The organism is Streptomyces sp. NPDC031479, from assembly GCF_055581065.1.
Genome location: NZ_JBVIKC010000002.1, coordinates 388,183 through 413,669 on the forward strand (window position 1 = coordinate 388,183; position 25,487 = coordinate 413,669).

The 25,487-nt window shown below is 72.1% G+C and carries 23 protein-coding genes; 21 read left to right on the plus strand and 2 right to left on the minus strand.

Annotated elements, in window-relative coordinates; genetic code table 11:
* The first annotated feature begins 1 nt into the window (after position 1).
* The 20 genes from ACZ5D2_RS04415 to ACZ5D2_RS04510 all read left to right on the plus strand — a co-directional run bounded on the left by ACZ5D2_RS04415 (position 2) and on the right by ACZ5D2_RS04510 (position 22,142).
* The gene (locus ACZ5D2_RS04415; protein WP_371679481.1) at positions 2–1,825 is read left to right on the plus strand and encodes an AGE family epimerase/isomerase; all 1,824 of its coding nucleotides are present in this window, start codon (positions 2–4) and stop codon (positions 1,823–1,825) included.
* Positions 1,826–1,862: 37 nt separating this feature from the next.
* Positions 1,863–2,207, plus strand: coding sequence for an STAS domain-containing protein (locus tag ACZ5D2_RS04420; protein WP_030234084.1), 345 nt, complete (start codon positions 1,863–1,865; stop codon positions 2,205–2,207).
* Positions 2,204–4,348 (plus strand): glycogen debranching protein GlgX, encoded by a 2,145-nt coding sequence (gene glgX, locus ACZ5D2_RS04425; protein ID WP_371679482.1) that lies wholly within the window; start codon positions 2,204–2,206, stop codon positions 4,346–4,348. The genes ACZ5D2_RS04420 and glgX overlap by 4 nt, the downstream gene beginning before the upstream one ends.
* Positions 4,349–4,373: 25 nt before the next feature.
* The gene (locus ACZ5D2_RS04430) at positions 4,374–4,685 is read left to right on the plus strand and encodes an STAS domain-containing protein (RefSeq protein WP_266837856.1); all 312 of its coding nucleotides are present in this window, start codon (positions 4,374–4,376) and stop codon (positions 4,683–4,685) included.
* Between the two features lie 29 nt (positions 4,686–4,714).
* Positions 4,715–5,170 (plus strand): ATP-binding protein, encoded by a 456-nt coding sequence (locus ACZ5D2_RS04435; protein WP_266841494.1) that lies wholly within the window; start codon positions 4,715–4,717, stop codon positions 5,168–5,170.
* A complete protein-coding gene (locus ACZ5D2_RS04440; protein ID WP_371679483.1) occupies positions 5,152–6,411 on the plus strand; it encodes a PP2C family protein-serine/threonine phosphatase in 1,260 nt (419 codons plus the stop codon). Before ACZ5D2_RS04435 ends, ACZ5D2_RS04440 begins: the two co-directional genes overlap by 19 nt.
* Complete coding sequence (locus ACZ5D2_RS04445; protein ID WP_371679484.1) at positions 6,411–7,157, plus strand: AAA family ATPase; 747 nt, start codon at positions 6,411–6,413, stop codon at positions 7,155–7,157. The genes ACZ5D2_RS04440 and ACZ5D2_RS04445 overlap by 1 nt, the downstream gene beginning before the upstream one ends.
* A gap of 69 nt (positions 7,158–7,226) precedes the next feature.
* The gene (locus tag ACZ5D2_RS04450; RefSeq protein ID WP_371679486.1) at positions 7,227–7,967 is read left to right on the plus strand and encodes a type 1 glutamine amidotransferase domain-containing protein; all 741 of its coding nucleotides are present in this window, start codon (positions 7,227–7,229) and stop codon (positions 7,965–7,967) included.
* A 26-nt stretch (positions 7,968–7,993) separates the two neighbouring features.
* Complete coding sequence (locus ACZ5D2_RS04455; RefSeq protein WP_371679487.1) at positions 7,994–9,478, plus strand: aldehyde dehydrogenase family protein; 1,485 nt, start codon at positions 7,994–7,996, stop codon at positions 9,476–9,478.
* A 36-nt stretch (positions 9,479–9,514) separates the two neighbouring features.
* Entirely contained in the window at positions 9,515–10,132 is a 618-nt protein-coding gene (locus tag ACZ5D2_RS04460; RefSeq protein ID WP_371679488.1) for an NADPH-dependent F420 reductase, read from the plus strand.
* Positions 10,123–10,629, plus strand: a complete 507-nt coding sequence (locus tag ACZ5D2_RS04465; protein WP_371679489.1) for a (2Fe-2S)-binding protein — start codon at positions 10,123–10,125, stop codon at positions 10,627–10,629. Before ACZ5D2_RS04460 ends, ACZ5D2_RS04465 begins: the two co-directional genes overlap by 10 nt.
* Before the next feature lie 5 nt (positions 10,630–10,634).
* The gene (locus ACZ5D2_RS04470) at positions 10,635–13,199 is read left to right on the plus strand and encodes a xanthine dehydrogenase family protein molybdopterin-binding subunit (RefSeq protein WP_371679490.1); all 2,565 of its coding nucleotides are present in this window, start codon (positions 10,635–10,637) and stop codon (positions 13,197–13,199) included.
* Complete coding sequence (locus ACZ5D2_RS04475) at positions 13,196–14,017, plus strand: FAD binding domain-containing protein (RefSeq protein WP_371679491.1); 822 nt, start codon at positions 13,196–13,198, stop codon at positions 14,015–14,017. The genes ACZ5D2_RS04470 and ACZ5D2_RS04475 overlap by 4 nt, the downstream gene beginning before the upstream one ends.
* A 37-nt stretch (positions 14,018–14,054) precedes the next feature.
* The gene (locus ACZ5D2_RS04480; protein ID WP_371679492.1) at positions 14,055–15,326 is read left to right on the plus strand and encodes an MFS transporter; all 1,272 of its coding nucleotides are present in this window, start codon (positions 14,055–14,057) and stop codon (positions 15,324–15,326) included.
* On the plus strand, positions 15,323–16,792 hold the full coding sequence (locus ACZ5D2_RS04485) for an ATP-binding protein (RefSeq protein ID WP_371679493.1): 1,470 nt from the start codon (positions 15,323–15,325) through the stop codon (positions 16,790–16,792). Before ACZ5D2_RS04480 ends, ACZ5D2_RS04485 begins: the two co-directional genes overlap by 4 nt.
* 168 nt (positions 16,793–16,960) lie before the next feature.
* Positions 16,961–17,302 (plus strand): nuclear transport factor 2 family protein, encoded by a 342-nt coding sequence (locus ACZ5D2_RS04490; protein ID WP_030234121.1) that lies wholly within the window; start codon positions 16,961–16,963, stop codon positions 17,300–17,302.
* 93 nt (positions 17,303–17,395) lie between these two features.
* A complete protein-coding gene (locus ACZ5D2_RS04495; protein ID WP_371679494.1) occupies positions 17,396–18,040 on the plus strand; it encodes a TMEM175 family protein in 645 nt (214 codons plus the stop codon).
* A 73-nt stretch (positions 18,041–18,113) separates the two neighbouring features.
* Complete coding sequence (locus tag ACZ5D2_RS04500) at positions 18,114–19,406, plus strand: IS701 family transposase (RefSeq protein WP_371679495.1); 1,293 nt, start codon at positions 18,114–18,116, stop codon at positions 19,404–19,406.
* Positions 19,406–20,563, plus strand: a complete 1,158-nt coding sequence (locus ACZ5D2_RS04505; RefSeq protein WP_371679496.1) for an XdhC family protein — start codon at positions 19,406–19,408, stop codon at positions 20,561–20,563. The genes ACZ5D2_RS04500 and ACZ5D2_RS04505 overlap by 1 nt, the downstream gene beginning before the upstream one ends.
* A 136-nt stretch (positions 20,564–20,699) precedes the next feature.
* Entirely contained in the window at positions 20,700–22,142 is a 1,443-nt protein-coding gene (locus ACZ5D2_RS04510) for a GuaB1 family IMP dehydrogenase-related protein (RefSeq protein WP_371679497.1), read from the plus strand.
* A 127-nt stretch (positions 22,143–22,269) separates the two neighbouring features.
* Here the strand turns inward: ACZ5D2_RS04510 and ACZ5D2_RS04515 are convergent, their stop codons facing one another.
* Positions 22,270–22,935, minus strand: coding sequence for a response regulator (locus ACZ5D2_RS04515; RefSeq protein WP_371679499.1), 666 nt, complete (start codon positions 22,933–22,935; stop codon positions 22,270–22,272).
* On the minus strand, positions 22,926–24,083 hold the full coding sequence (locus ACZ5D2_RS04520; protein WP_371679500.1) for a sensor histidine kinase: 1,158 nt from the start codon (positions 24,081–24,083) through the stop codon (positions 22,926–22,928). The genes ACZ5D2_RS04515 and ACZ5D2_RS04520 overlap by 10 nt, the downstream gene beginning before the upstream one ends.
* 154 nt (positions 24,084–24,237) lie before the next feature.
* On the opposite strand from ACZ5D2_RS04520, the gene ACZ5D2_RS04525 reads away from it, so the two are divergent.
* On the plus strand, positions 24,238–25,476 hold the full coding sequence (locus tag ACZ5D2_RS04525) for a serine hydrolase domain-containing protein (RefSeq protein ID WP_371679501.1): 1,239 nt from the start codon (positions 24,238–24,240) through the stop codon (positions 25,474–25,476).
* Positions 25,477–25,487: the final 11 nt, after the last annotated feature.

Genomic DNA, 25,487 nt, shown 5'->3' on the forward strand with positions numbered 1-25,487 from the left:
CATGGCGAGCTCGCCCGGCTTCTCCTTCTCCGACACGATCGCGGGCTACGTCGTCCGCTTCGACTCCGGGGCGCGGCTGCTGCGCCTGAAGACCGCGGACGAGCGCGAGTTCGAGGTCTCGCTCGCCGGCGACCCGAGTGCCGAGCTGGTGCGCAACCTGGACGAGCCGTACGTCGACGCCTCCGGGCACATCGACGAGATGCTCTCCCCGGGCCGCTTCCTCTTCGTCTACGGGGTCCACTACCCGGAGGGGGACGGAAGGTTCGAGGCCAAGCGGCTGGTGTTCCTGGGCCGCGGGGCCGAGGACTACCGGTTCGAGGAGACCGGCTGGTGGATCAAGCAGATCGAGTCGCTGGCCGACTTCTACAAGCGGGCCCAGTTCGGCGACGGGCCGGTGGACTTCACCGAGTACCGCACCGAGATCCGCCTCGGCGGGGACAAGACCGCCAGCCACGTCCAGGAGACCGACACGATCTCCCGGCTGGTCTACGGCATGGCCTCGGCCTACCTGCTGACCGGCAAGGACGAGTACCTGGAGATCGCCGAGCGCGGCACCGAGTACCTGCGCAAGCACATGCGGGTCGTCGACACCGAGGAGGACGTGGTCTTCTGGTACCACGGCATCAGCGTCGACGGGGACAGCGAGCGCAAGCTGTTCACCTCGGAGTTCTCCGACGACTACGACGCGATCCCGATGTACGAGCAGATCTACGCGCTGGCCGGCCCCGTCCAGACCTACCGGGTCACCGGTGACGTCCGGATCAGGAACGACGCGGACGCCACCATCCGGCTCTTCGACACGTTCTTCAAGGACGAGGAGCAGGGCGGCTACTACTCGCACATCGACCCGATCCTCTTCAGCCCCGACCACGAGTCGCTGGGCGAGAACGCCGAGCGCAAGAACTGGAACTCGGTCGGCGACCACGCGCCCGCGTACCTGATCAACCTGTACCTGGCGACCGGCGAGCAGAAGTACGCCGACTTCCTGGAGTACACCTTCGACACCATCGCGGACCGGTTCCCGGACTACGAGAACAGCCCGTTCGTCCAGGAGCGCTTCTTCCGCGACTGGTCGCACGACACCGCGCACAGCTGGCAGCAGAACCGCGCGGTCGTCGGGCACAACCTCAAGATCGCCTGGAACCTGATGCGGATGAACTCCCTGAAGGCCAAGCCGGCGTACGAGGAGCTCGCCCGGAAGATCGGCCGGATCATGCCGGCCGTCGGCAGCGACGTCCAGCGGGGCGGCTGGTACGACGTGGTGGAGCGGGTGAAGCGCGGGGAGGAGGAGACGTATCGTTTCGCCTGGCACGACCGCAAGGCCTGGTGGCAGCAGGAACAGGCGATCCTCGCCTATCTCATCCTGAACGGCACGGTCGGCGACGACGCGGACCTGCGCGAGGCCCGGCAGGCGCAGGCCTTCTACAACACCTTCTTCCTCGACCACGACGAGGGAGCCGTGTACTTCAACGTGCTCGCCAGCGGCACGCCGTACCTGCTCGGCACCGAGCGGCTCAAGGGCAGCCACTCGATGTCCATGTACCACTCGGCGGAACTCTGCTACCTCGCCGCCGTCTACAACAACCTGCTCATCAACGGCCGGGAGATGGACTTCCACTTCCAGCCCGATCCGACCGACCTGCCCGGACGGACCCTGCGCGTCTCGCCCGACCTGCTGCCCGCGGGCTCGGTGCGGATCGCGTCCGTGGAGATCGACGAGAAGCCGTACGAGGAATTCGACGCGGACGAGCTGACCGTCCACCTCCCCGACGTCCAGGGACGGGTCAAGGTCAAGGTCCGGCTCCGGCCGGTGAACCGGAAGTAGCGCTCAACGGGGGGCGCCCCAACACGAGGGGAATGCAATGACTCTGACCGTGAAGGAACGCCGGAACAAGTCGGGCACCGTGCTCGTCGCCACCGGCGAGATCAACAGCGAGACCTCCGGTGCCCTGCTCCAGGCACTCCTGCCGCTGGTCCGTGAGGGCCGGCCGCTGCGCATCGACCTGACCGCCGTCACCTACGTGTCCAGCGCCGGCCTGCGCACCCTGCTCGTCGTCTACCGGGAGGCGCAGCACGCCGGCGTCGCGGTCACCCTGTACGGGGTGAGCGAGGAAGTCCGGTTCGTCATGTCGGCCACCGGCTTCCTCGACTTCTTCGAGACCGGCGAGGCCGCGGCCGCCGCGGCGAGGGCCAAGGTCGCGCGATGAGCGAGACCTCCTCCGAGCAGGTGCTGCGGGTGGACGCGTACCCGACCCACGAGGTGGGCGGGTACCGCGTCCGCGCCGGCAAGCCGTTCCCGTTCGGGGCCAACGTGGTCCCGGGCGGGGTCAGCTTCTCCGTCTTCTCCGACCAGGCCACCTCCATGACCCTGGTCATCTTCAAGCGCGGAGAGCCCGAGCCGATGGCCGAGCTGCAGTTCCCCGAGGAGTTCCGCACGGGCAGCGTCTTCGCCATGACCGTCTTCGGCCTCGACCACGAGAACATCGAGTACGGCTACCGGGCCGACGGACCCTTCGACCCGGCCACCGGACACCGCTTCGACGCCCGGCAGGTCCTCTCCGACCCCTACGCCCGGCTGATCGCCGGCCGCGACGTGTGGGGCGTGGAACCGGACCGCAGCCGCGGCTACCAGTACCGCTCGCGGGTCTGCCTCCAGGACTTCGACTGGGCCGACGACACCCCGCTGCGGATCCCCGCCGAGGACCTCGTCGTCTACGAGGCCCACGTGCGCGGCTTCACCCGCCATCCCTCCTCGGGGGTCACCGCCCCCGGCACCTTCGCGGGCCTGCGCGAGAAGATCCCGTACCTGAAGGAGCTCGGGATCAACTGCATCGAGCTGCTGCCCGTCTTCGAGTTCGACGAGAGCGACAACCCGCGGACGAACCCGGAGACCGGCGAGAGGCTCTACGACTACTGGGGCTACAACACCGTCTCCTTCTTCGCGCCGAAGGCCGGCTACGCGGCCACCGGACGCTACGGGATGCAGGGCGACGAGTTCCGCACCCTGATCAAGGACCTGCACGCGGCCGGCATCGAGGTCATCCTCGACGTCGTCTTCAACCACACCGCCGAGGGCAACGAGCTGGGCCCGACCATCTCCTTCAAGGGCCTCGACAACGCCACGTACTACATGCTCACGCCGGAGGGGTACTACTTCAACTTCAGCGGCACGGGCAACACGGTCAACTGCAACCACCCCGTCGTGCGCAACTTCGTGCTCGACTGCCTGCGCCACTGGGTCGCCGACTACCACATCGACGGCTTCCGCTTCGACCTCGCCGCCATCCTCGGCCGGTCCGCGGACGGCACCCCGCTGCCCAACCCGCCGCTGCTGGAACTGCTCGCCTTCGACCCGGTCCTGCGGCACACCAAGCTCATCGCCGAGGCCTGGGACGCGGGCGGCCTCTACGAGGTCGGCAACTTCCCGGCCTACGGCCGCTGGGCGGAGTGGAACGGCAAGTACCGGGACACCGTGCGCAGCTTCCTCAAGGGCGACCCCGGGGTCACCGGAGAGCTGGCGACCCGGATCGCGGGCTCGCCCGACCTCTACTCCAGCCGCGGGACCTCGGCCTCCGTCAACTTCCTGACGGCACACGACGGCTTCACCCTGGCCGACCTGGTCTCGTACAACGACAAGCACAACGAGGCCAACGGCGAGGGCAACAACGACGGCGGCAACGACAACGCCAGCTGGAACTGCGGCGCCGAAGGGCCCACCGACGACCCCGAGGTGTCCGCGCTGCGGCTGCGCCAGATGAAGAACGCCCTCGCGATCCTCTTCACCAGCCAGGGCATCCCGATGCTGCTGGCCGGGGACGAGGTCGCGCGGACCCAGCTGGGCAACAACAACACCTACTGCCAGGACAACGAGCTCTCCTGGTTCGACTGGGACCAGGTCGACGGGAACGCCGAACTGCTGCGGTTCACCCGGGAGATGATCGGCTTCCGCAAGCACCACCGCGAGCTGCGCTCCACCTCGCACCCCACCGGCCGGCTGCGCGACAGCCTGGGCCTGCCGGACATCAGCTGGCACGGGGAGCGGGCCTGGCAGCCCGACTGGTCGGCGGAGAGCCGGCTGCTGGCGGTGGCCCGCTGCGGCGCCGGTGACGAGGACGTGGTCTACGTGGCCATGAACTCCCACTGGGAGCCGCACGACCTCGAACTGCCCGCGCTGCCCGGCGGCCGCAGCTGGCACCTGTTCGCCGACACCGGCGCCGAGGCGCCGTACGACATCCGCACCCCGGGGACCGAACAGGAGCTGGACAACGCCGGCAAGTACCTGATCGGCCCGCGCTCGGTCGTGATCCTGGTCGGCCGCGCGAACGACCCCGACCCCCGGGACGACTGAGCCGCCCGACCGAAGGAGACCTGACATGCCGCTTTCCGTGTCCCTGAGCATCGAGGGCGACACCACCGTGATCGAACTGACGGGCGAGCTGGACGCCAAGACCGCCCCCGACTTCCACCAGACGATCGAGAAGGCCGCCGGTCACGGCACCGGCACCGTCGAGATCAGGATGGCGGGGGTCGGCTACATGGCCAGCGCCGGGCTGCGCTCCCTGGTCTTCGCCCAGCAGAAGGTGGGCTCCGGCGTCACCATCAAGGTGGTCGGCGCCATCGAGCCCGTCTCCCGGACCATCCGCACGGCGGGCCTCGACCGCAGCATCCAGCTGTCCGATGGCTGAGCGGCACGGCCGACCGCGCGGTGAGTGAGATGGTCGGACTGGCGAGGAAGCCCGCCGTACTGGAGGTGCCCGCGACCGTGGGGGCACTGGGCGAGATCGCCGCGTTCGTCCTGCTGCTGGCCGGCCGGGCGGGCCTCGGCAAAGGGGCCACGTACCGGATCCGGCTGGCGGTGGACGAGCTGGCCACGAACATCGTGATGCACGGGTACCGGGGCGGCGACGGACGGATCACCGTCCGCGGCCGCTGCGGTCCCGACGGGGTGCGGATCGTCATCGAGGACACCGCCCCCGCGTTCGACCCGGTCGAAGGCCGCCTGCCCCCCGCCCCCGGGATCCCCCCGGAACGGCGGCGGGTCGGCGGCCTCGGCATCCACCTGGCCCTGACCAGCGTGGACACGTACGCCTACGCCCGCAGGGACGGCCGCAACATCAGCACGCTGACCGTCAAGGCCGAGGGGACGGACGCATGCCCTCCACCACCGTGATCATCCTGGACGCGGACCCGCCGCCACCCGCCGACCTGCTCGAAGCACTCCGGCTGATGGACGCGGAACTCGTCACCCGCACGCTGTCCGAACTGCTGCTCGGCCGACTGGAGGCACTGCCCCTCGCCGACGTGCTGCTCGCCCCCGCCGAGGCCGACGGGGAAGCGGTGCGCAGCGCCGTACGCCGGCTGCGCCGCTGGGCCGGCGCCCCCATCGTGGTCGTCTGGACCGTCACGGCCTTCGCCGCACTGGAGCGGCACGTCAGCATCGGCCACGACTACCTCGTCCCGCCCTTCCTGCCCGCCCTCGTCGGCGCCCGCCTGCACAGCTGCTCCGAGCGGGCCGGACTGGGCCGCACCCTGCGCGAGGCCGACGCCCGCGCCGAACTCATGGGATACGAGAAGGAACTGGAGATCGGCCGCGAGATCCAGGCCGGCTTCCTGCCCGAATCACTGCCCGTTCCCGAGGGCTGGGAGATCGACGTGCGCTTCCGCCCCGCCCGCCAGGTGGCCGGGGACTTCTACGACGTCTTCGAACTCTCCCGGGGCCGGCGCCTCGCCGTCGTCGTCGCCGACGTCTGCGACAAGGGCGTCGGCGCCGCCCTCTTCATGGCCCTGATCCGCTCCCTGCTGCGCCACACCGCCGAGAACAGCGGACTCCAGCACCTGATGGCGGCCGGCCGCACCGGCGGCAGCCGCCGCACCCCGGTCGTCGGCGCCACCCCGCTGCTCAACGCGGTCACCGCCACCAACGGCTACCTCACCCGCAACCACCTGCGCCAGGGCTACTTCGCCACCCTCTTCTTCGGCGTCCTGGACCCGCTCACCGGAAGCCTCGTCTACATCAACGGCGGCCACAACCCGCCGCTGCTGCTCTCCGGCGAGGGCGCCCTGCCACGGCCCCTCGACGTGACGGGACCGGCCGTCGGCGTGCTGCCGGACTGCGTCTACACCCTGGGCTACGCCCAGCTGGACCCCGGCGACACCCTGTTCGTTTTCACCGACGGAGTACCCGAGGCCCGCTGCCCCGAAGGCAGTTTCCTCGGCGACGAACGGATGCTGGAACTGCTCGCCGGCCCCCCGGCGAGCGGCCGGGACGTGGTGGACCGGATGGACCTGGCCGTGCGCCGCCACACCGGGACCGCCGAACAGCACGACGACGTGACCATGCTGGCCCTGCACCGGCCACGTGCGGCGCGGGGGCCGCACGTGGCCGGCGACGGCTACCGGGTGGTGGCGTGATGACCCGGACCATCGTGGTGCACTCGCACCGCGGCGGCACCGGGAAGTCCTCGGTGCTGGCCAACCTCGCGGTCCTGCTGGCCGCCGGGGGACTGCGGGTGGGGGCGGTCGACACCGACCTCCAGTCGCCGACCCTCGACCTGCTGTTCGGGATCGGACCGGGTCCGGGCTCGCTGGCCGACTACCTCCTGGGCCGCTGCGAGATCGAGGCCGCGGCCCGCCGCACCGTCCTGCCCGGGCTGTACGTCGTACCGGCCCGGTCCGGCACGGCGTCCCTGCGGGAGCTGATGACCACCGGGTACGACGTGGGGCTGCTCCCGGAGGGCTTCGACCGGCTGGCGCAGCGGTTCGCGCTCGACGTGCTGCTGCTCGACACGCACGCCGGACTGAACAACGAGTCGGTGACCGCCATGGGCAGCGCCGACATCGTCCTGATCATGGCGCGGGCGGACCGCGTCGACCTCTCCGGGGTCGAGGAGACCATCGCCCTGGTCGGACGGCTGGCCTGCCGGCGGGCCCTCGTACTGAGCATGGCCCCCGAGGGAGTCGACCGGGAGACCGTCCGCCGACGGGCCGAGGAGGTCTACGGGGCTCCGCTGGCCGGAATTCTCCCGTACGTGCCACAAATGGCCTCCCTGTACGGGGAGCGCATATTCGCGGAAGCCCTTCCCGACCACCCCCTGGTCGGTGAATTCCGCGCGATCCTCTCGGCGTTGGACGCACGTGACGAAGTATCGCGGGCCTGAGGTCCACCCCTTACGCCCCTGGAAGGGGGCGTGTTGAATCGGCAGCGAATCCAGAACAAGGAGAGAATCATGAAGATTCTCGTCGTCATGACGGCAAAGGCCACGCTTCATCTCCTGGACGGGGAACAGCACCCCTCGGGATTCTGGGCAGAGGAATTCGTCGTTCCCTATACCCTCTTCCGGGCCGCCGGCCACACCGTGGACGTGGCGACGATCGGGGGCGCGGCACCCACGGTCGACCCGACCAGCATCGACCCCGGCTTCCTGCGGTGGGTCCGGCCCGAAGGCTCCCCGGACGAGGACGCGGCCAACGCCGCCGAGTACGTCCGCGTCATCGGGCAGACCCCTGGGCTCCAGCACCCCATCGCCCTGGAATCCCTCGGCGAGAAGGACATCGCCGACTACGACGGCATCTACGTCAGCGGCGGCCACGGGGCCATCGGCGACCTGCCCAAGTCCGACGAACTCGCCCAGCTGCTGCGCTGGGCCATCGAGCGGGACAAGCCGCTCGCCACGGTCTGCCACGGCCACACCGCGCTCCTGTCCCTGCGCGACGGCGAGGGCCGCTGGCCGTTCGAGGGCTACCGGATGACCGCCTTCTCGCACGCCGAGGAACTGGTCACCAACATGGCCGGCCGGCTCCCGCTGATCCTGGAGGCCGAACTCACCAGGCTCGGCGCCCGCTACGAGAAGGCCGAAGCGATCTGGGACTCGCACGTGGTGGTGGACCGCAGGCTCACCACCGGCCAGAACCCGTACTCCTCCAAGGCCCTCGCCGAGACGTTCCTGAAGCAGCTCGACCAGGGCTAGCCCCCGCGACACCGGAAGGTGCAGCCATGACCCAGCGCGTGCTCAGCGACCGACCTCTGGCCAACCCCGGGAAGCTGTTCATCGGCGGCAGATGGATCCCCGCCCGGGACGGCCGTACCGAACCGGACGTCAGCCCGATCGACGGACAGGAGATCGTTCCGGTGGCCCAGGCCTCCGCGGCCGACGCCGACGCCGCCGTCACCGCGGCGCGCACGGCCTACGAGGAAGGTCCCTGGAGCCGGCTCTCCGCCCAGGAGCGCGCGCTGCGGCTGAACCGCGTCGGCGAACTGATCGAGCGGGACCTGGAGGAGATCGCCCTGCTGGAGACGGTGGACATGGGCAAGCCGTTCGCCTTCTCCAGCACCGTCGACGCCCCCATGGCCGCCCAGCTGATGCACTACTACGCCGGCGCGGTCACCCGCGTCGACGGGTCCTCCCGGGCCCCGGCGGGCGGACAGCTCGCGTACACGCTGCGCGAACCGCTGGGCGTCGTCTGCGCCATCACCCCCTTCAACTTCCCGCTCCTGCTGTCGATGACGAAGATCGCCCCCGCCCTCGCGGCGGGGAACACCGTCGTCCACAAGCCCTCCCCGGCCACCCCGCTCACCGCCCTGAAGATCGCCGAACTCTTCCAGGAGGCGGAGATCCCCGACGGGGTGCTGAACGTCATCACCGGTCCCGGCGTGGAACTGGGGGAGACCCTCACGGACCACCCCGGCATCGACAAGATCGCCTTCACCGGCTCCACCGCGGTCGGCCAGTCGATCATCCGCAAGTCGGCCGGCACCCTGAAGAAGGTGACGATGGAACTCGGCGGCAAGTCCGCCAACATCGTCTTCGCCGACGCCGACCTCGACGCCGCCGAGGAACTCGCCTTCTTCGGCATCTACTACAACAAGGGCGAGATCTGCACCGCCGGCTCCCGGCTGCTGCTGCACCGCCCCATCCACGACGAGATGGTCGAACGCCTGGTGCGCCGGGCCGCCGGCCTCAGGCCCGGGGACCCGCGCGACCCCGGGACCCTCTTCGGACCACTGGCCCACCAGGGCCAGTTCGACAAGGTCAGCTCCTACATCGAGATCGGCGAGAAGGAAGGCGCGGTACTGCGCACCGGAGGCGCCGGCTGGACCCCCGAGGGTGCCTCCAGCAGGGGCCTGTACTTCCTGCCGACCGTCTTCACCGGGGTCGACAACTCCATGCGGATCGCCCAGGAGGAGATCTTCGGACCCGTCCTGTCGATCATCCCCTTCGACACCGAGGAAGACGCCGTACGCATCGCCAACGACAGCGCGTACGGCCTCGCCGCAGGGGTCCACACCAAGGACCTGCGGCGGGCCCACCGGGTCGCCTCGCAGATCAAGGCGGGCACGGTCTGGGTGAATTGCTACAACCAGTACGACCCCTCCGTGCCCTACGGCGGCTACAAGGCCTCCGGCTACGGACGCGAGTGCGGACCGGAATCCCTGGAGAGCTACACGCAGACCAAGTCGGTCTGGATCGGGATGGACTGAGGTCCACCCGGCCGGACCCCCGATCGAGGAGTCCCCATGCGGACAGGCATCATCGGCACCGGGCGGATCGGCTCGACCCTCGCCAGGATCCTCGTGGCGGCGGGCCACCAGGTCGTCCTCGCCAACGCGCGCGGGCCGCGGTCGCTCGCCCCGCTGCTGGCCGAGCTCGGACCCGGCGCCGCGGCGGGACACCCCGTCCAGGCGGCCGGGCAGGCCGACCTCCTGGTGCTGATGGTGCCCTTCGCCACCGTGCGGGGGCTGCTGCCCCCGCACGTCGTGCAGGACAAGGTGCTGGTGGACGCCACCAACGCCTTCGACGGCCCCGGGGCCGCCGACCCGGCGGGCCGCGGCTCCAGCGAACTGGTCGCCGAGTGGTACCCCGGCGCCCGGATCGTGAAATCCCTGAACACCATGTACTTCGAGACCCTCGCCGTCGCCGGGACCGCCCCCGGACGACAGCCGTCCGAGCGCCTGGCCCATTTCACGGCGGGCGACGACGCGAAGGCGAAGGAAATCGTCGCGGGAATCATCGCGGACCTCGGATTCGTGCCCGTCGACACCGGCCCGCTGCACTCCGGAGGAATTCTCCAGCAGCCCGGCGGTCCCCTCTACAACCGGTCGCTCACGGAAGCGCAGGCGCTCGCATGGATCTGAACCTGAACCTGAACGTGAACGGAAGACCGGAGCGGTTCGCGGCGCAGCCCAACGAACTCCTCGTGGAGCGGCTCCGCGACGGACTCGGGCTCACCGGCACCAAGGTCGGCTGCGACACCGGCCAGTGCGGGACCTGCGTGGTCCGGCTCGACGGCAGGTCGGTCAAGAGCTGCCTGATCCTCACCGCCGCGGCCGCCGGCTCGGAGGTCACCACCATCGAGGGCGTGTCCGAGCGGGGCGGAGAGCTGACCGGCCTCCAGGAGGCCCTGCGCCAGGAGCACGGCACCCAGTGCGGCTTCTGCACCCCCGGCATGGTCATGGCCCTCGGCGAGCTCGTCGAGACCAGCGCCGGCGGAGAGGCGCCCACCGAGCCCGAGATCCGCGAGTGGCTCACCGGCAACCTGTGCCGCTGCACCGGCTACCACAGCGTGGTCCGCGGGGTACAGCGCGCCTGCGCCCCCGCCGCCGAGGCCGGCGTGCCCGGACGGGAGGGCTGAGGGAGATGACCGCAGTGCCGGGGGAGACCGCCACAGCCGGCGGGGCCACAGCCGACGGGGCCGCAACCGTGCGGGACGCCACAGCCGTTGAGGACACCGCAGCCGTCGAGGACACCACCGCGGTGCGGGACGCCACCGCCGCCGACGGAGCCACGGACGTGATGGACGACGCGCCCGCGACCGCCGCCGAGCCCGCGGAGCACGCCGTCCTCGGCCAGCCGATGGACGCCCGCGAGGACCCGCGGCTGCTGCGCGGTGAGGCCACGTACGTCGCGGACATCGACCTGCCGGGCACCGCCCACATGGCGATCCTCGGCAGCCCGGTGGCCCACGCGAAGCTCCTCTCCATCGACACCAAGGCCGCCGAACAGATGCCCGGCGTCCTCAAGGTCGCCACCGCCGCCGACTTCACCGACGTGATGCCGCTGCCGTGCATCTGGATCCCCGGAGGGGTCGAGAGCCACTTCCCGCCCCACCCCTACGGACTGCCCGGCGCCCGCCCCGTCCTCACCGGCGACGCCGTCCGCCACGTCGGCGACCCCATCGCCGTGGTCGTCGCCGAGACCCCGCGCCAGGCCGCCGCCGCGCTGGCCGCGATCTCCGTCGAGTACGAGCCGCTGCCCGTGGTCACCCGCGCCGACGCGGCCCTCGCCGAAGGCGCACCCCAGCTGCACGAGGCCGTCCCCGGGAACCTGAACGCGTACTGGACCTGCGGCGACAAGGACCGCACCGACGCGGCCATCGCCGGAGCCGAGGTCACGGTGGAGCTCGACCTGGTCAACCAGCGCACCATCAACAGCCCCATCGAGCCGCGCGGCGCGGTCGGCGACTACGACGCCACCACCGGCGAGTACACCCTCTACGCCACCACCCAGGGCCCGCACAACCACCGCTTCCTGCTCTCCGCCCTGGTCCTCGGCATCCCCTTCAACAAGCTCCGGGTGATCGCCCCCACCGTCGGCGGCAGCTTCGGCACCAAGGGCTACCTCTACCCCGACATGGCGCTCGTCCTGCTCCTGTCGAAGGCGCTCGGCCGGCCCGTGAAATGGGTGGACACCCGCACCGGGCTGATGAACTCCACCGTCCAGGGCCGTGACCACCGCCAGCACGTCACCCTCGCCGGCACCCGCGACGGCCGCATCACCGCCGTGCGCTGCACCAGCTACGCCAACCTCGGCGCCTACCCCTCCACCATCGGCCCCGGCGTCGCCACCGCCCTGATGGGCCGCTCCATCACCGGCATGTACGCCGTCGACGCCGCCTTCTGCGAGGTCTACGCCGCCTTCACCAACACCGTCTCGCTCGGCGCCCAGCGCGGCAGCGGGCGCGCGGAGGCCGCCTTCCTGATGGAACGCCTCGTCGACCGCTACGCCGGGGAGATCGGCATGGACCCGGCGGAGGTCCGGCGCAGGAACCTGGTGCCGAAGGAGGAGTTCCCGTACGACAACGGTCTGGGCTGGACCTACGACTCCGGGAACTACCTGCCGAACTTCGACCGGGCCATCGAACTGTCCGGCTACGCCGGCATGCCCGCCCGCAAGGCCGAGGCCCGTACCCGCGGCAAGCGGCTCGGCGTCGGCATCGCCACCTACGTCGCGATCTGCGGGGTCGGCCCCTCCACCCGGATGTCCAAGGAGGGCATGCTCGGCGGCACCTGGGAGAGCGCGAACATCCGCGTCCACCCCACCGGCGAGGTGGCCGTCACCGTCGGCTCCGCCTCCACCGGCCAGAGCCACCACACCGTCTTCGCTATGGTCGCCGCCGACGAGCTGGGCATCGACCCCTCCCAGGTCCAGGTGTACGAGGGGGACACCCTCAAGGCCCCCTACGGGCAGGGCACCTACGGCTCGCGCTCCTACAGCATGGCCGCCCCCGCCGTCGCCCTCACCGCCCGCAAGATCAAGGCCAAACTGGTCAGGGCCGGAGCCGTCTTCCTGGGCGTCCCCGAGGACAAGGTCGTCTACCGGGGCGGCGCCGTCCACGAGGACGGCAACCCCGCGAACACCAAGACCTTCTCCGAACTGGCCATGGCCATGTGGTACGGCTGGGGACTGCCCCCGGAGATCGAGCCGGCCCTCGACGAGACCACGCACTTCGACCCGCCGGACTTCAACTACCCCTTCGGCACGCACGTCGCCGTCGTCGAGGTCGACGAACTCACCGGGGAGACCGAGGTGGTGGCGTACACCGCCGTCGACGACGCCGGCAACATCGGCAATCCGAAGATCGTCGACGGCCAGATCGAGGGCAGCATCGTGCACGGCCTCGGCCAGGCGCTGATGGAGGCGGCCGAGTACGACGAGAACGGCGTCCTGATCAGCTCCGACCTGAACCACTACGCCCTGCCGCGCGCCGCCGACGTCCCCTTCTTCGCCCTCGACCGCACCGTCACGCCCTCCCCGCACAACCCGCTCGGCGCCAAGGGGGCCGGCGAGATCGCCACCGTGCCGCCCGCCGCCGCGGTGGTCAACGCGGTCGTCGACGCCCTCTCCGACCTGGGCGTCCGGCACATCGACATGCCGCTCACCCCCGAGAAGGTGTGGCGCCGCCTGCAGGGAGAGACGCAGTGATCCTCACCGAATTCGACTACGTCCGCCCCCTGCGCCTCGACGAGGCCCTGGACCTGCTCGCCGGGCCCGGCGCCCGGGTACTGGCGGGCGGCCAGAGCCTGCTGCCCGGCCTGCGCGCCGGGACCGACCGGGCCCGGCTGCTGGTCGACGTACGCCACCTGGAGGAGCTGCGGGGGATCTCCGGCGCCGACGGGACCCTGCGCGTCGGGGCCCTGACCACCCTCGCCGAACTCGCCGCGCACCCCCTGGTGCGGGAGCGGGCGCCGGAGCTGGCCGCCGCGGCCCGCGCCAACGGCGACCCCCAGGTCCGCAACCTCGGCACCGCCGGCGGCAACCTGGCGGTCCCGGGCCGGCCGACCGACCTGCCGGTCGCCGCCCTCGCCGCCGGCGCCGAGGTGGAACTGGCCGGCCCCGGCGGGCGCACCCGGGTGGGCGCCGAGGAGTTCACCGCCGGCGGGGTGCCCGCCGGATCGGTGCTCACCGCCCTGCTGGTGCCCGCCGCCGGCCCGGCCGCCGCCTTCGAGAAGGCCGCCGACCGGGCCACCCGCTACCCGCTGTGCGCGGCCTGCGTACGGATCACCGCCGACGGGCCGCGGATCGCCGTCACCGGAGCCACCCCCCGCGCCCTGCGCCTGCGCGGGGTCGAGGACCGGCTGCGCGGCGGCCCGTACACGACGGAGGCGGTGCTCGCGGCCTTCCGCGCCGAGCCCCGGGAGCTGTTCGTCCCCGGGCGCGGCACCTCGGCCGAATACCTGGGCCACCTCGCGGGCGTGCTCACCGCCCGCGCGCTGGCGAGGGCGGCCCGGATCACCGCCTGACCGCCCGCCGGGCACCAGGAGGAGGGGAGTAGACGCCATGGCCGAACCGGCCGAGACGACGACCACAGGAGGCACGGTGGACCACCGGGCCGCCGGCGCGGCCGCCCCGGGCGGCGCGGCCAGACCGTCGGGCTTCTGGGTGGTGGGCACCGTCCTCGTCCTGCTGATGCTCTCCTCCTCCGTGCCCTCCGCCCTCTACGTGCTCTACCAGGAGAGGTGGGGCCTGTCCTCGGGGACGGTCACGGTGGTCTTCGCCGCCTACGCCGTCACCGTGCTCGCCGGACTGCTGCTGTTCGGCTCCCTCTCGGACACCGTGGGCCGCCGGCCGGTCCTCGGAGCCGCACTGGTCCTGGCGATCGTCTCCATGGGCCTGTTCGCCGGGGCCGGGGGACTGGGCCTGCTGCTCGCCGCCCGCGCCGTCCAGGGGCTGGCGGTGGGCCTGGCCACCGGGGCGATGGGCGCGGCCCTGCTGGAACTCAGCCCGCGCTCGCGGCCCGCGCTGGGCGCCCAGGTCAACAGCGCGGGACCGACCGTCGGCATCGGCCTCGGCGGGCTCGGGGCGGGGCTCCTCGTCCAGTACGCGCCCGCGCCCACCGTGCTCAGCTACCTGCTGCTGGTCGGGGCCTTCGCGATCACCCTGGTCGGCGTGGCGCGCATGGCCGAGAGCGCTCCCGGGGCGGGCGGCCGGCTCCGGGTGGTGCCGCACCGGATCAGGGTGCCCGCCGCCGCGCGCGGGCGGTTCGCGGTGCTGGTGCTGACCGTGGTCGCCGTGTGGACGGTCGGCGGGTTCTACCTGTCGCTGGGCCCGCACCTGGCCCTCTCCCTGCTCCACAGCACCAACTACCTGGCCGGAGGCGCCACGGTGGCCCTGCTCGCGGGCGCGGCCACCGCGGCCCAGCTGCTGTTGGGCCGCACCGAGGCGCTGCGCACCGCCGTGCTGGGCCTGATCGGGCTGCTCCTGGGCCTCGCCCTGGTGCTGCTCGCGCTGGGCCTGGGCTCGCCGGCCGTGTTCCTCGTCGCCACCGCCGTCCTCGGCAGCGGCTGGGGGGCCGCCTTCCTCGGCTCCTTCCGTGCGCTCAGCGCGCTCGCCGAGCCCGAGCACCGCGGCGAACTGACCGCCGCCGTCTACGTGTTCGCGTACCTCGCCATGAGCGTCCCGGCGGTCCTCGCCGGACTGCTGACCAACATCCACGGCCTGCACCGCACCTCGGTCGGCTTCATGGCCGCCGTCGCCGGAGTGTGCGCGCTGGCCCTGTTCACGACCCTGCGGCTGGCCTCCCGCACCAGGGCAGAGGGGAGCACGGTGTGACCGGAGCGGCGATGGACGCCACGGAGCTGAGGTCCGCCCTGTACGGGCTGGAGATCTTCGCGGGGCTCACCGGGGAACAGCTGGACTGGCTCGTCTCGGTCTCCGAACCGCGGGTCCTCGGCGACGGGGAGGTCCTCTTCCACGACGGGGACGAGGCGACCGGCTTCCACGTCCTGCTCTCCGGCGGGCTCGTGGTCACCAAGGTCGTCGACGGCCGGGAGGAGGTCCTGACCCGGCACTCCACCGAGGAGGGCGGGGCCGCCGCCGAGGAGCACGACGGCAAACCCTCCGCCGCCCACCGCTTCACCGGGGAGCTGCCCCTGCTGACGGAGGGCTCCTACGTGGCCACCGCGGCCGCCAGCGGGCCGGCGACGACCGTCGTGGCCTACCCCAAGCCGGTGTTCTTCGAGATGCTGACCCGCTGCCACGGAGTGGCGGCCGTGCTGCTGCCCGTCCTGGCGTGGCGGATCAAGTCCTCCGAGGTCCAGGCGCGCAAGCGCGCAACGGTGGAGGCGTTGGGCACCCTCGCCGCGGGGCTCGCGCACGAGCTGAACAACCCGGCCGCCGCCGTGGCGCGGGCCGCGCAGGAACTGGAGCCCGCCCTGGAGCGGCTGACCGGGACCGCGTACGCGTGGGGCGCGGCCGCCACGGGCGCGGAGCGCTCCGTACTGGACCGCCTCGCCGGGGAACTCGACAAGCTCCCGCCGCCCGGGACCACCGATCCGCTCGCCCAGGCGGACGCCGAGGAGGAGATCGCCGACTGGGCCGCGGCGGCCGGCGCCGAACGTCCCGGCCTGCTCGGTTCGGGGGCCGCCGACCTGGGACTGGAGCCGGACTGGCTGCCGGCGCGGCTGGAGGAGGTCGGCGACACCGCGCTGCCCGCCGCCCTGGACCACCTTGCGGCGCTGCTGGAGGCCCGCTCGCTGGCCGCCGAACTGCGTGCCGCGGGCCCCCGGATCTCCCAGCTGGTGGCCGCCACCCGGGACTACGCCAACCTCGACCGGGCCCCCGAGCAGCGGTTCGCGGTCACCGACGGCCTGGAGAACACCCTGGTCGTGCTGCGGTCCAAGCTGGCGGGCATCACCATCGTGCGCGCCTACGACCCGGAGCTGCCCGATCTCACGGGCTATCCCGGCGAGCTGAACCAGGTGTGGACCAACCTGGTCGACAACGCCGCCGAGGCGATGGAGGGCGCGGGCGTGCTCACGCTGCGGGCCCGCGCCGAGGGGGTCTGCATGGTCGTGGAGATCACCGACACCGGGCGGGGGATCCCCGAGGACGTCCTGCCGCGGATCTTCGAGCCCTTCTACACCACCAAGGACGTGGGCAAGGGCACGGGCCTGGGGCTGCACCTCAGCTACCGGATCGTGACCCAGCGCCACCACGGGTCGATCGCGGCCCGCTCCCGTCCGGGCGAGACCCGGATGGTCGTCCGCCTGCCGCTCGCGCCGGCCGCCACCGGCTGAGCGCGACCGGCCGTCCGCGACCCGCCCGTCCGTCACTGACCCGCCCGTCACCGACCGGTCGGTCACCGACCCGTCCGTCACCAGCAGATCCGTCTCCAGCACATCCGTCACCACGTACCCGTGCCGGCCGACCCGCTGTCAGCCGGATGTCAGGAAAGGGAGTCGAACATGGCCAAGTACGACATCGCCACGCTGCACCCCGTCTTCGTCCGCCAGATGGAGGCGCTGGCCGCGCTGGACATCGAGGCGGTGATGAAGAACTACACGGAGGACGCCGTCCTGCTGCGCTTCGAGGGGGCCTCGGTCGGCATCGAGGCCGTTCGCGAGACGTTCACCGGATATCTCACGGTGAAGCCCACGCTGGTCGAACTGCAGGAGTACATCGAGACGGAGGACACCATCTTCTATCGGGCGATCATGAACCTGAACGGCGAGCCGGAGCACGCGTTCGGGACGCTGGTGGTCCGCGATGGCCGGATCTGGCGCCAGACCGCCGGATTCGGCGGCTGACGGCCCTTTCCTGGGTAGCGTGTGCGGGGAGGGTGCAGGGCGTGGGCCCTCCCCGCACACGTGAATGATTCGGTGAAGGGGAGGCCGCGGGTCATGGAGCAGGAAACCAACCGGGTGGAGGCGTTCAGTGATGGCGTGTTCGCCATCGTGATCACCATTCTGGTGCTGGAGTTAAAGGTTCCGGAAGAGCAGGGCGCGGCCCTGTGGCACGGACTCCTGGAGCAATGGCCGCATTACGCCGCATATCTCGTGAGTTTCCTCATCATCGGTGTGATGTGGGTGAATCACCACACGATCTTCAGTCACCTCAAGCGGGTCGACCGGCCGCTGTTGTTCCTGAATCTCCTGGTGCTGATGGTGGTGTCGGTGATTCCGTACACGACCAACGTCCTCGCCGAGCACCTCACGGACGGGGAATCGGCCAACGTGGCCGCGATCCTCTACAGTTCGTGGACCGTCGTGTACGCTCTCGCCTTCCTGGGCTTCTGGTGGTACGTCACCCAGGTCGGCCACCTCTTCCACGAAAAGGTCGACAAAGAGGGTGCCCGGGCCACCCGGGTGCGATTCGGACTGGGCGCGGTCGCCTACCCCTTGACCGTCCTTCTGTCCTTCTTCTCGGCACCCCTCACTCTCGTCGCACACTTTCTGATCGCGCTCTACTATGCGGCGAACCAGATCCCCATCCCGCTCGTGGTAGAGGAAGAGCGGCTCGAATCTGCCGGCGACCTCAGGAAGTAGCCGCCCGGACCTACGGCCGTTCTGGCCGGTCAAGTAGGGTAAAGGATCTAGCTGGTCGCGGGGGAGGCACCAGATGGCTCGGGTAGTCCTGCCGGAGGATTCCATCAAGGAAATCTCCGATTTGATCGACGTACTGATCTCGCTTTTCTTCGAATCCTTACCCCGGCGGGACCAGCGAAACTGGGCCCGCGTTTATCTGAACGGTCTGGTGCGGACCACCGGGAAGAAAACAATCCGTAACATCGCCGGAACAGGGGCCAGTTCCGTCGAGCAGAGCCTCCAGCAGTTCATCAGCAAGTCCCCCTGGGACTGGACCCCCGTACGCCGCTCGCTCGCCCAGCACCTGGAACGCACCGCCCAGCGTCCGCTGGCCTGGGTCGTACAGCCCATGGTCATCGAGAAGGCCGGCGACCGCTCCGTCGGAGTCGGCCGCCAGTTCGTCCCCCAGCTCGGCCGCACCGCCAACTGCCAGCAGGCGGGCGGGATCTGGCTCGCCTCCAGCGAGGCCAGCTTCCCCGTCGAATGGACCCTCACCCTCCCCGGGCCCTGGACCAGCGAACTGCTGCGCCGCCGCAGGGCCGGCATCCCCGACACCGCACGCTCCCTCACCCCCGCCCAGGACGCCGTCCACGCCGTCCAGCGCATGGCCGCGACCTGGCAGCTCCAGCGCCGCCCGGTCGTCATGGAGGTCTCCAACACCGACCTGCCCCAGACCATCGAGGCCTTCGCCCTCCAGGACATCCCCTTCGTCCTCAAGGTCGACGGCTCCCTGCCCGTCTCCTTCGGCGGCGCGGGCCGCCACAAGCCCGGGCCGCACACCGCGCCCGCCCGCGAGCTCATCGACTCGCTGCGCTCCCAGCGCCGGGTCGTCGAATGGACCCGGCACGGCCGCGCCGAGGGAGCGGTGACCCTGCTGACCTCGGCCCCCATCCTCGCCACCCCCGCCGAGGACCGGCCCGTGCCCGCACCGCCCACCCCGCTGCTGCTCGTGGGAGCCTGGACCGAAGCCGCCCTGCTGCCCTCCGAGTTCTGGATCACCAACATCGGGGACCGGCCCCTCGCCCAGCTCTTCCTGCTCGCCAAACTCACCGACCGGGTGACCCTGGACTTCACCGAGACCTGCGAACCCGTCGGCATCCGGGACTTCGAGGGCCGCTCCTTCCGTGGCTGGCACCACCACGCCACGCTCGCGAGCGTCGCCCACGCCGCCCGGCTGCTCAGCACCGGCGGCCGGCACCCCGACCCCGTGCCCCTGACGACCGCCCCCGCCCGCTACACGGGCGCACCGGCCGCCAGACCGCCCGCCGTACTGCCCCCGCGACCCCTGATCCCCGGGCAGTCGCCGCGCAGAGCCGTCATCCGCTGATGCTCGACATCGCCGCGGCCCTGCGGACCTGGTGCGCGGAGCGCCGCGAGTTCGCGCTGGCCACCGTGGTCTCCGTCAGCGGCAGCGCGCCGCGCGGACCGGGCGCCTCCCTGGCCGTGGACGCCGCCGGCACCGCTCTCGGCTCCCTCTCCGGAGGCTGCGTGGAGTCGGCCGTGCACGAGCTGTGCCTGGAGGCCATCGCCTCCGGGCAGGGCGGCGTGCACCGCTTCGGCTACAGCGACGACGACGCCTTCGCGGTAGGGCTGACCTGCGGCGGGATCCTGGACGTGCTGGTCACCCCGGTGCGCGGCCAGGACCCCGTACGGCCCGTGCTCGGCTCGGTGCTCGACGCCGCCGCCGACGGGGCCAGGGTCGCCCTCGCCCGCGTCGTCAGCGGCCCGCCCGGACAGTCCGGGCAGGCCCTGGCCGTCCACGCCGACGGCACCTGCGTGGGCGGCCTCAGCGGCGGCGCGGCCCTGGACCGGGCCGCGGCCGAACGCGTACGGGCCCTGCTGCTCGCCGGGCGCACCGGCACCGCCGAACTGGGCACCGCCGGCGGGCTGTGCGGGGAGCCGCTGACCCTCCTCGTCGAATCCGCCGCCGAACCGCCCCGGCTGATCGTCTACGGGGCCGTCGACTTCGCCTCCGCCCTGGCTCGGATGGGGGCCTTCCTCGGGCACCGGGTCACCGTGTGCGACGCCCGGCCCGTCTTCGCCACCCCGCAGCGTTTCCCCGGCGCCGACGAGGTGGTCGTGGACTGGCCCCACCGGCACCTCGCCGCGGAGCACGCCGCCGGGCGCCTGGACACCCGTACGGCCGTGTGCGTACTGACCCACGACGCCAAGTTCGACGTACCCGTCCTCGCGCTGGCCCTGCGGCTGCCGCTGGCCTACGTCGGCGCCATGGGCTCGCGCCGCACCCACACCGAGCGGGCCGCCCGGCTGCGCGCCGAGGGGGTGACCGAGGCCGAGCTGGCCCGGCTCAGATCGCCGATCGGCCTGGACCTGGGCGGGCGCACCCCCGAGGAGACGGCCCTGTCCATCGCCGCCGAGTTCACCGCACTGCGCCACGGGGCCCCCGCCACACCCCTCACCGGAGGCCTCCGGCCCCTGCACCGGACGGCCTCCTTCCGGGGCCCCGGGACCAAGGTCCCGTAGGAACCGACCACGCGGCCCGGTATGTCCTGGACGTTCGGCCGGGGCGGCATGAACCCCCGGACATGGGAGAATGAAGTACGTGCGTTTCCTCGGCTGACCCGTCGAGGTACCTCCGATCGACTGGGAAGTTCAGCACGTGCGTTTCCTCAATGACCTGAAGCCGCCGTACGACCTGACGTACGACGATGTGTTCATGGTGCCGAGCCGCTCCGCGGTCGGCTCCCGCCAGGGCGTCGACCTCTCCTCGCCCGACGGCACCGGCACGACCATTCCGCTCGTCGTGGCGAACATGACCGCCATCGCGGGCCGCCGGATGGCGGAGACCGTGGCGCGCCGCGGCGGAATCGTCGTCATCCCCCAGGACATCCCGATCGAGGTCGTCACCGACGTCATCTCCTGGGTGAAGACCCGCCACCTCGTGCTCGACACGCCGATCACCCTGGCGCCCACCCAGACCGTCGCCGACGCGCTGTCCCTGCTGCCCAAGCGGGCGCACGGCGCGGGCGTCGTCGTGGACTCCGAGGGCCGCCCGGTCGGCGTCGTCACCGACCACGACCTGAGCGGCGTCGACCGCTTCACCCAGCTCTCCGAGGTCATGTCGAAGGAGCTGCTGCTCATCGACGCCGGCATGGACCCGCGCGACGCCTTCAACCAGCTCGACGCCGGCCACCGCAAGCTGGCCCCCGCCGTCGACAAGGACGGCCGCCTCGTCGGCATCCTCACCCGCAAGGGCGCCCTGCGCGCCACCCTGTACACCCCGGCCACCGACGCCAACGGCAAGCTGCGCATCGCCGCCGCCGTCGGCATCAACGGCGACTTCGTGGCCAAGGCCAAGCAGCTGCTCGACGCGGGCGTCGACACGATCGTCATCGACACGGCCCACGGCCACCAGGAGTCGATGATCAACGCGATCAAGGCCGTGCGCGCGCTGGACCCGCAGGTCCCCATCGTGGCCGGCAACATCGTCGCCGCCGAGGGCGTCAAGGACCTCATCGACGCCGGCGCCGACATCATCAAGGTCGGTGTGGGCCCCGGCGCCATGTGCACCACCCGCATGATGACCGGCGTGGGCCGTCCGCAGTTCTCCGCGGTGCTGGAGTGCGCGGCCGAGGCGAAGAAGTACGGCAAGCACGTGTGGGCCGACGGCGGCGTCCGCCACCCCCGCGACGTGGCCATGGCGCTCGCCGCCGGTGCCTCCAACGTCATGATCGGTTCCTGGTTCGCCGGTACGTACGAGTCCCCGGGCGACCTCCAGCAGTCGGCCGACGGCCGCTTGTACAAGGAGTCCTTCGGCATGGCCTCGGCGCGCGCCGTGCGCAACCGGACCTCCGAGGAGTCGGCCTACGACCGCGCCCGCAAGGCGCTGTTCGAGGAGGGCATCTCCACCTCGCGCATGTTCCTCGACCCGACGCGGCCGGGCGTGGAGGACCTGATCGACTCGATCATCGCGGGTGTCCGCTCCTCCTGCACCTACGCCGGTGCCGGCTCCCTCGCGGAGTTCGAGGAGAAGGCGGTCGTCGGCATCCAGTCCGCGGCGGGCTACGCCGAGGGCAAGCCGCTGCACGCCAGCTGGAGCTAGTCCCCGTCCCGGTGGCCCCGGCCCGCCCCACCCGGGCGGCCGGGGCCACCGGCGTACCCGGACCGGCGGCGTCGCGTCCCGCGGGGCCGCCGGTCCGGCCGCGCTCCGCCGCCCACCGGTCCCGTACTCAGCCGGGACCGGGTCCGGCGCCGCCGTGGCGACGGAGGTGGGCCAGGACGGCGCGCACCCGACGGTGGCCGCTGTCGCCGGCCGACAGGCCGAGTTTGAGGAAGACGCCGCCGATGTGTTTGTGGACGGCGTTGTCGGTGACGAACAGCCGCCGGGCGATGGTGGCGTTGTCGTGCCCCTCGGCCATCAGGGCCAGGACCTCGCGCTCGCGGGGGGTGAGCGCGTCGACGGGATCGCCGCGGACGGCGAGGAGCCGGGCGATGACCTCGGGGTCCATGGCCGTGCCGCCGGCGGCCACGCGGCGCAGCGCGTCGGTGAACTCCGCGATCCGGCTCACCCGGTCCTTGAGCAGATAGCCGATGCCGCCGCGGGGGTCGGAGAGGAGGCGGCCGGCGTATTCCTGCTCCACGTACTGGGACAGGACCAGGACGGGAAGTCCGGGGCGGTCGCGGCGGGCCCGCAGGGCGGCGCGGATGCCCTCGTCGCGGAAGGCCGGGGGCAGCCGCACGTCGACGATGGTGACGTCCGGGCGGTGGGTCTCGACGGCGGCGAGGAAACCGGCGGCGTCGTCCGTGATCGCGGCGACCTCGAAGCCCTGGGAGCCCAGCAGGAGTTCGAGTCCGGAGGCCAGCAGGACGTTGTCCTCGGCGATGACTACGCGCACGGCAGCTCCACGGTGATGGCGGTCGGCCCGCCCGGCGGGCTGCTGATCCTCATGGTGCCGTCCAGGGCGGCCGCGCGGCGGCGGATTCCGTCCAGGCCGCTGCCCCGGGACGCGTCCGCCCCGCCGGTCCCGTCGTCGGTGATCTCCGCGGACAGCATCCCGCCGTCGCGGGTGACGCGGACGACGGCCCCGGCGGCCCGGCCGTGCCGGGCGGTGTTCGCCAGCGCCTCGGTGACGGCGAAGTAGGCGACCGCTTCGACCGCCGCGGGGACCTGGCCGAGCTCGCCGACGTCGATGCGCGTCGGCACGCCGGCCCTGGCGGCCAGGGTGCCGAGCGCGCCGACGAGGCCCAGGTCGGCCAGGACCGGTGGGTAGATGGTGCGGATGACGGAGCGCAGCTCGGTCATGGCCTCCTCGGTCTCGGCGTGGGCCTGCCGGACGAGCCGGGCGGCCGCCTCGGGGTCCCGGGGAAGGACTTCCCCGGCCACGGCGAGCCGGATGGCGATGGCCACCAGGCGGGCCTGGGTGCCGTCGTGCAGGTCCCGTTCGATCCGGCGGAGTTCCGCGCCGTGCGCCTGCAGGACGTCCGCGCGCGTCCGGGTGAGCTCGGTGACGCGCGCGGCCAGCCGCTGCGCGGGAGACGGTGCCAGGACGGCCAGGCAGCACCGCGCGTGCACCCGGGCGAGCGCCGGCAGGACGACGACCGCCAGCGCCCCGAGGAGCAGGAACTGCGCCAGGTTGACCGTCAGCGCGGGGGCCCAGCCGTCGACGGGGACATCGAGCAGCAGCGGCCTCGGCGGATCCGAGGCGGGAAAGGCCCACCACCCCACGGTGACGACGAGGGTGAGGAGCAGGTTGCCCAGGCACAGCACGGCGAACGCGCCCGCGGGCAGGCCGGTGGCCACCTGGGTCACGAGCCACGCGAGGTCGCGGCGCAGGGCGCGCGCACGCGGCTCCACCGGTCGGCCCAGCAGCGCCCCGGCGCGCCGGCGGTGACGATCCGCCCAGAGGGCCGCCAGCGACGGTACGCACAGCAGCGGCGCCGCCACGAGCGTCACCGTCGCCGTCACCAGGGTGCCGAGCAGGTAGCGTCCGCCGGGCCCGGTCCGGCGCAGCCGTGCCCGGGCCTTGTCGATCACGGTGTGCACCGGTTCCCTCCGCCCGTCGTACGGGACCGGGAGCGGCCCTCGGACGCGCCACGGTACGTGCCGGGCGCCCCCGCGGCACTACAGCCACCTGTAGGTTTCGAACGGCCGTCCGGGGTACCGACGCGCGACCCGGCGGTTACCTAGCGTGGCGTTCATGAGATCCACGACCCCGGCCCCCGCGCCGCAGCAGCCCCCGTCCCAGCAGCGTCGCCGCCGGACCGGCCGAGGACGGCCGGCCGTCGTGGCGGCCGCACTCGTCGCGGCGGGCGTGGCCCTGGCCGTCCAGCCCTCGGGCGGCGCGTCCGCGCCCGGCTACCGGCAGGAGGACCTGCGCCGGGACACCGATGCCATCCGGGCGCTGGGGGTCACCGGCGTCCAGGCGCGGGTGACCACCGCCTCCGGCCGGGACCTGGTCGCCACCGCCGGCGTCGCCGTGGCGGGCACGAACGGCCCGGTGCCCCGCGACGGCTACTTCCGGATGGCCAGCACCGGCAAGGCGCTCATGGCCACCGTGGTCCTGCAGTTGGCCGACGAGGGCAAGCTGTCACTGGACGACACGGTGGAGCGCCGGCTGCCCGGTGTGGTCGACGGCAACGGAAACGACGCACGGAAGATCACCGTGCGCCGGCTCCTGCAGAACACCAGCGGCCTCCACGACGACCTTCCCGGCTTCGACGCCCCGCAGGAGTACTACCGGCACCGCTACGACACCCACACCCCCGAACAGATCGTCGCCCGGGCGATGGAGCACCACCCGGACTTCGAGCCCGGCACCGGCTGGGGCTACTCCAACACCGGCTACGTCGTCCTCGGCATGATCGTCGAAAAGACCGCCGGCCGCCCCTGGCAGGAGGAGGTGGGCAGCCGGATCCTGAAACCGCTCGGCATGGACCACACCTACCTGCCGGGCACCACGCCCACCCTCCGCCGCCCGCACGCCGACGGCTACCAGGTCTTCGGCTCCGGCGAACGGACCGACGTCACCGAACAGATCGTCCCCGACCTCGGCGGCTACGTCTCCACCACGGAGGACGTCAACCGCTTCTTCCGCGGACTGCTGGGCGGCAGGCTGCTGTCCGCGGCGCGCCTGGCCGAGATGCGGGACACCGTCCCGGTCGACAAGCGGGTCGAGGCGTTCTGGCCCGGTGGACGCTACGGCCTCGGCCTGGTCAGCCGCCCCCTGACCTGCGGCGGCGGCTACTGGAGCCACGAAGGGGGCGAAGCCGGCTACATCACCCTGAACGGCGCCACCGACGACGGCGCCCGCACCGTCACCGTCTCCATGTCCACCAGCTTCAACGACCCCGACGCAACGCTCCGGCAGCACGAGGCCGGCAGCGACCTCGTCGACCGCGCGCTGTGCGACACCTCCGGCGGCGGACGGGGAGAGTGACCGCCCGCCCC

Coding starts and splice junctions, on each gene's coding strand:
- ACZ5D2_RS04415 (WP_371679481.1), top strand. CDS start 2: ATGGCGAGCTCGCCCGGCTTCTCCTTCTCCGACACGATCGCGGGCTAC.
- ACZ5D2_RS04420 (WP_030234084.1), top strand. CDS start 1,863: ATGACTCTGACCGTGAAGGAACGCCGGAACAAGTCGGGCACCGTGCTC.
- glgX (WP_371679482.1), top strand. CDS start 2,204: ATGAGCGAGACCTCCTCCGAGCAGGTGCTGCGGGTGGACGCGTACCCG.
- ACZ5D2_RS04430 (WP_266837856.1), top strand. CDS start 4,374: ATGCCGCTTTCCGTGTCCCTGAGCATCGAGGGCGACACCACCGTGATC.
- ACZ5D2_RS04435 (WP_266841494.1), top strand. CDS start 4,715: ATGGTCGGACTGGCGAGGAAGCCCGCCGTACTGGAGGTGCCCGCGACC.
- ACZ5D2_RS04440 (WP_371679483.1), top strand. CDS start 5,152: ATGCCCTCCACCACCGTGATCATCCTGGACGCGGACCCGCCGCCACCC.
- ACZ5D2_RS04445 (WP_371679484.1), top strand. CDS start 6,411: ATGACCCGGACCATCGTGGTGCACTCGCACCGCGGCGGCACCGGGAAG.
- ACZ5D2_RS04450 (WP_371679486.1), top strand. CDS start 7,227: ATGAAGATTCTCGTCGTCATGACGGCAAAGGCCACGCTTCATCTCCTG.
- ACZ5D2_RS04455 (WP_371679487.1), top strand. CDS start 7,994: ATGACCCAGCGCGTGCTCAGCGACCGACCTCTGGCCAACCCCGGGAAG.
- ACZ5D2_RS04460 (WP_371679488.1), top strand. CDS start 9,515: ATGCGGACAGGCATCATCGGCACCGGGCGGATCGGCTCGACCCTCGCC.
- ACZ5D2_RS04465 (WP_371679489.1), top strand. CDS start 10,123: ATGGATCTGAACCTGAACCTGAACGTGAACGGAAGACCGGAGCGGTTC.
- ACZ5D2_RS04470 (WP_371679490.1), top strand. CDS start 10,635: ATGACCGCAGTGCCGGGGGAGACCGCCACAGCCGGCGGGGCCACAGCC.
- ACZ5D2_RS04480 (WP_371679492.1), top strand. CDS start 14,055: ATGGCCGAACCGGCCGAGACGACGACCACAGGAGGCACGGTGGACCAC.
- ACZ5D2_RS04490 (WP_030234121.1), top strand. CDS start 16,961: ATGGCCAAGTACGACATCGCCACGCTGCACCCCGTCTTCGTCCGCCAG.
- ACZ5D2_RS04495 (WP_371679494.1), top strand. CDS start 17,396: ATGGAGCAGGAAACCAACCGGGTGGAGGCGTTCAGTGATGGCGTGTTC.
- ACZ5D2_RS04500 (WP_371679495.1), top strand. CDS start 18,114: ATGGCTCGGGTAGTCCTGCCGGAGGATTCCATCAAGGAAATCTCCGAT.
- ACZ5D2_RS04505 (WP_371679496.1), top strand. CDS start 19,406: ATGCTCGACATCGCCGCGGCCCTGCGGACCTGGTGCGCGGAGCGCCGC.
- ACZ5D2_RS04525 (WP_371679501.1), top strand. CDS start 24,238: ATGAGATCCACGACCCCGGCCCCCGCGCCGCAGCAGCCCCCGTCCCAG.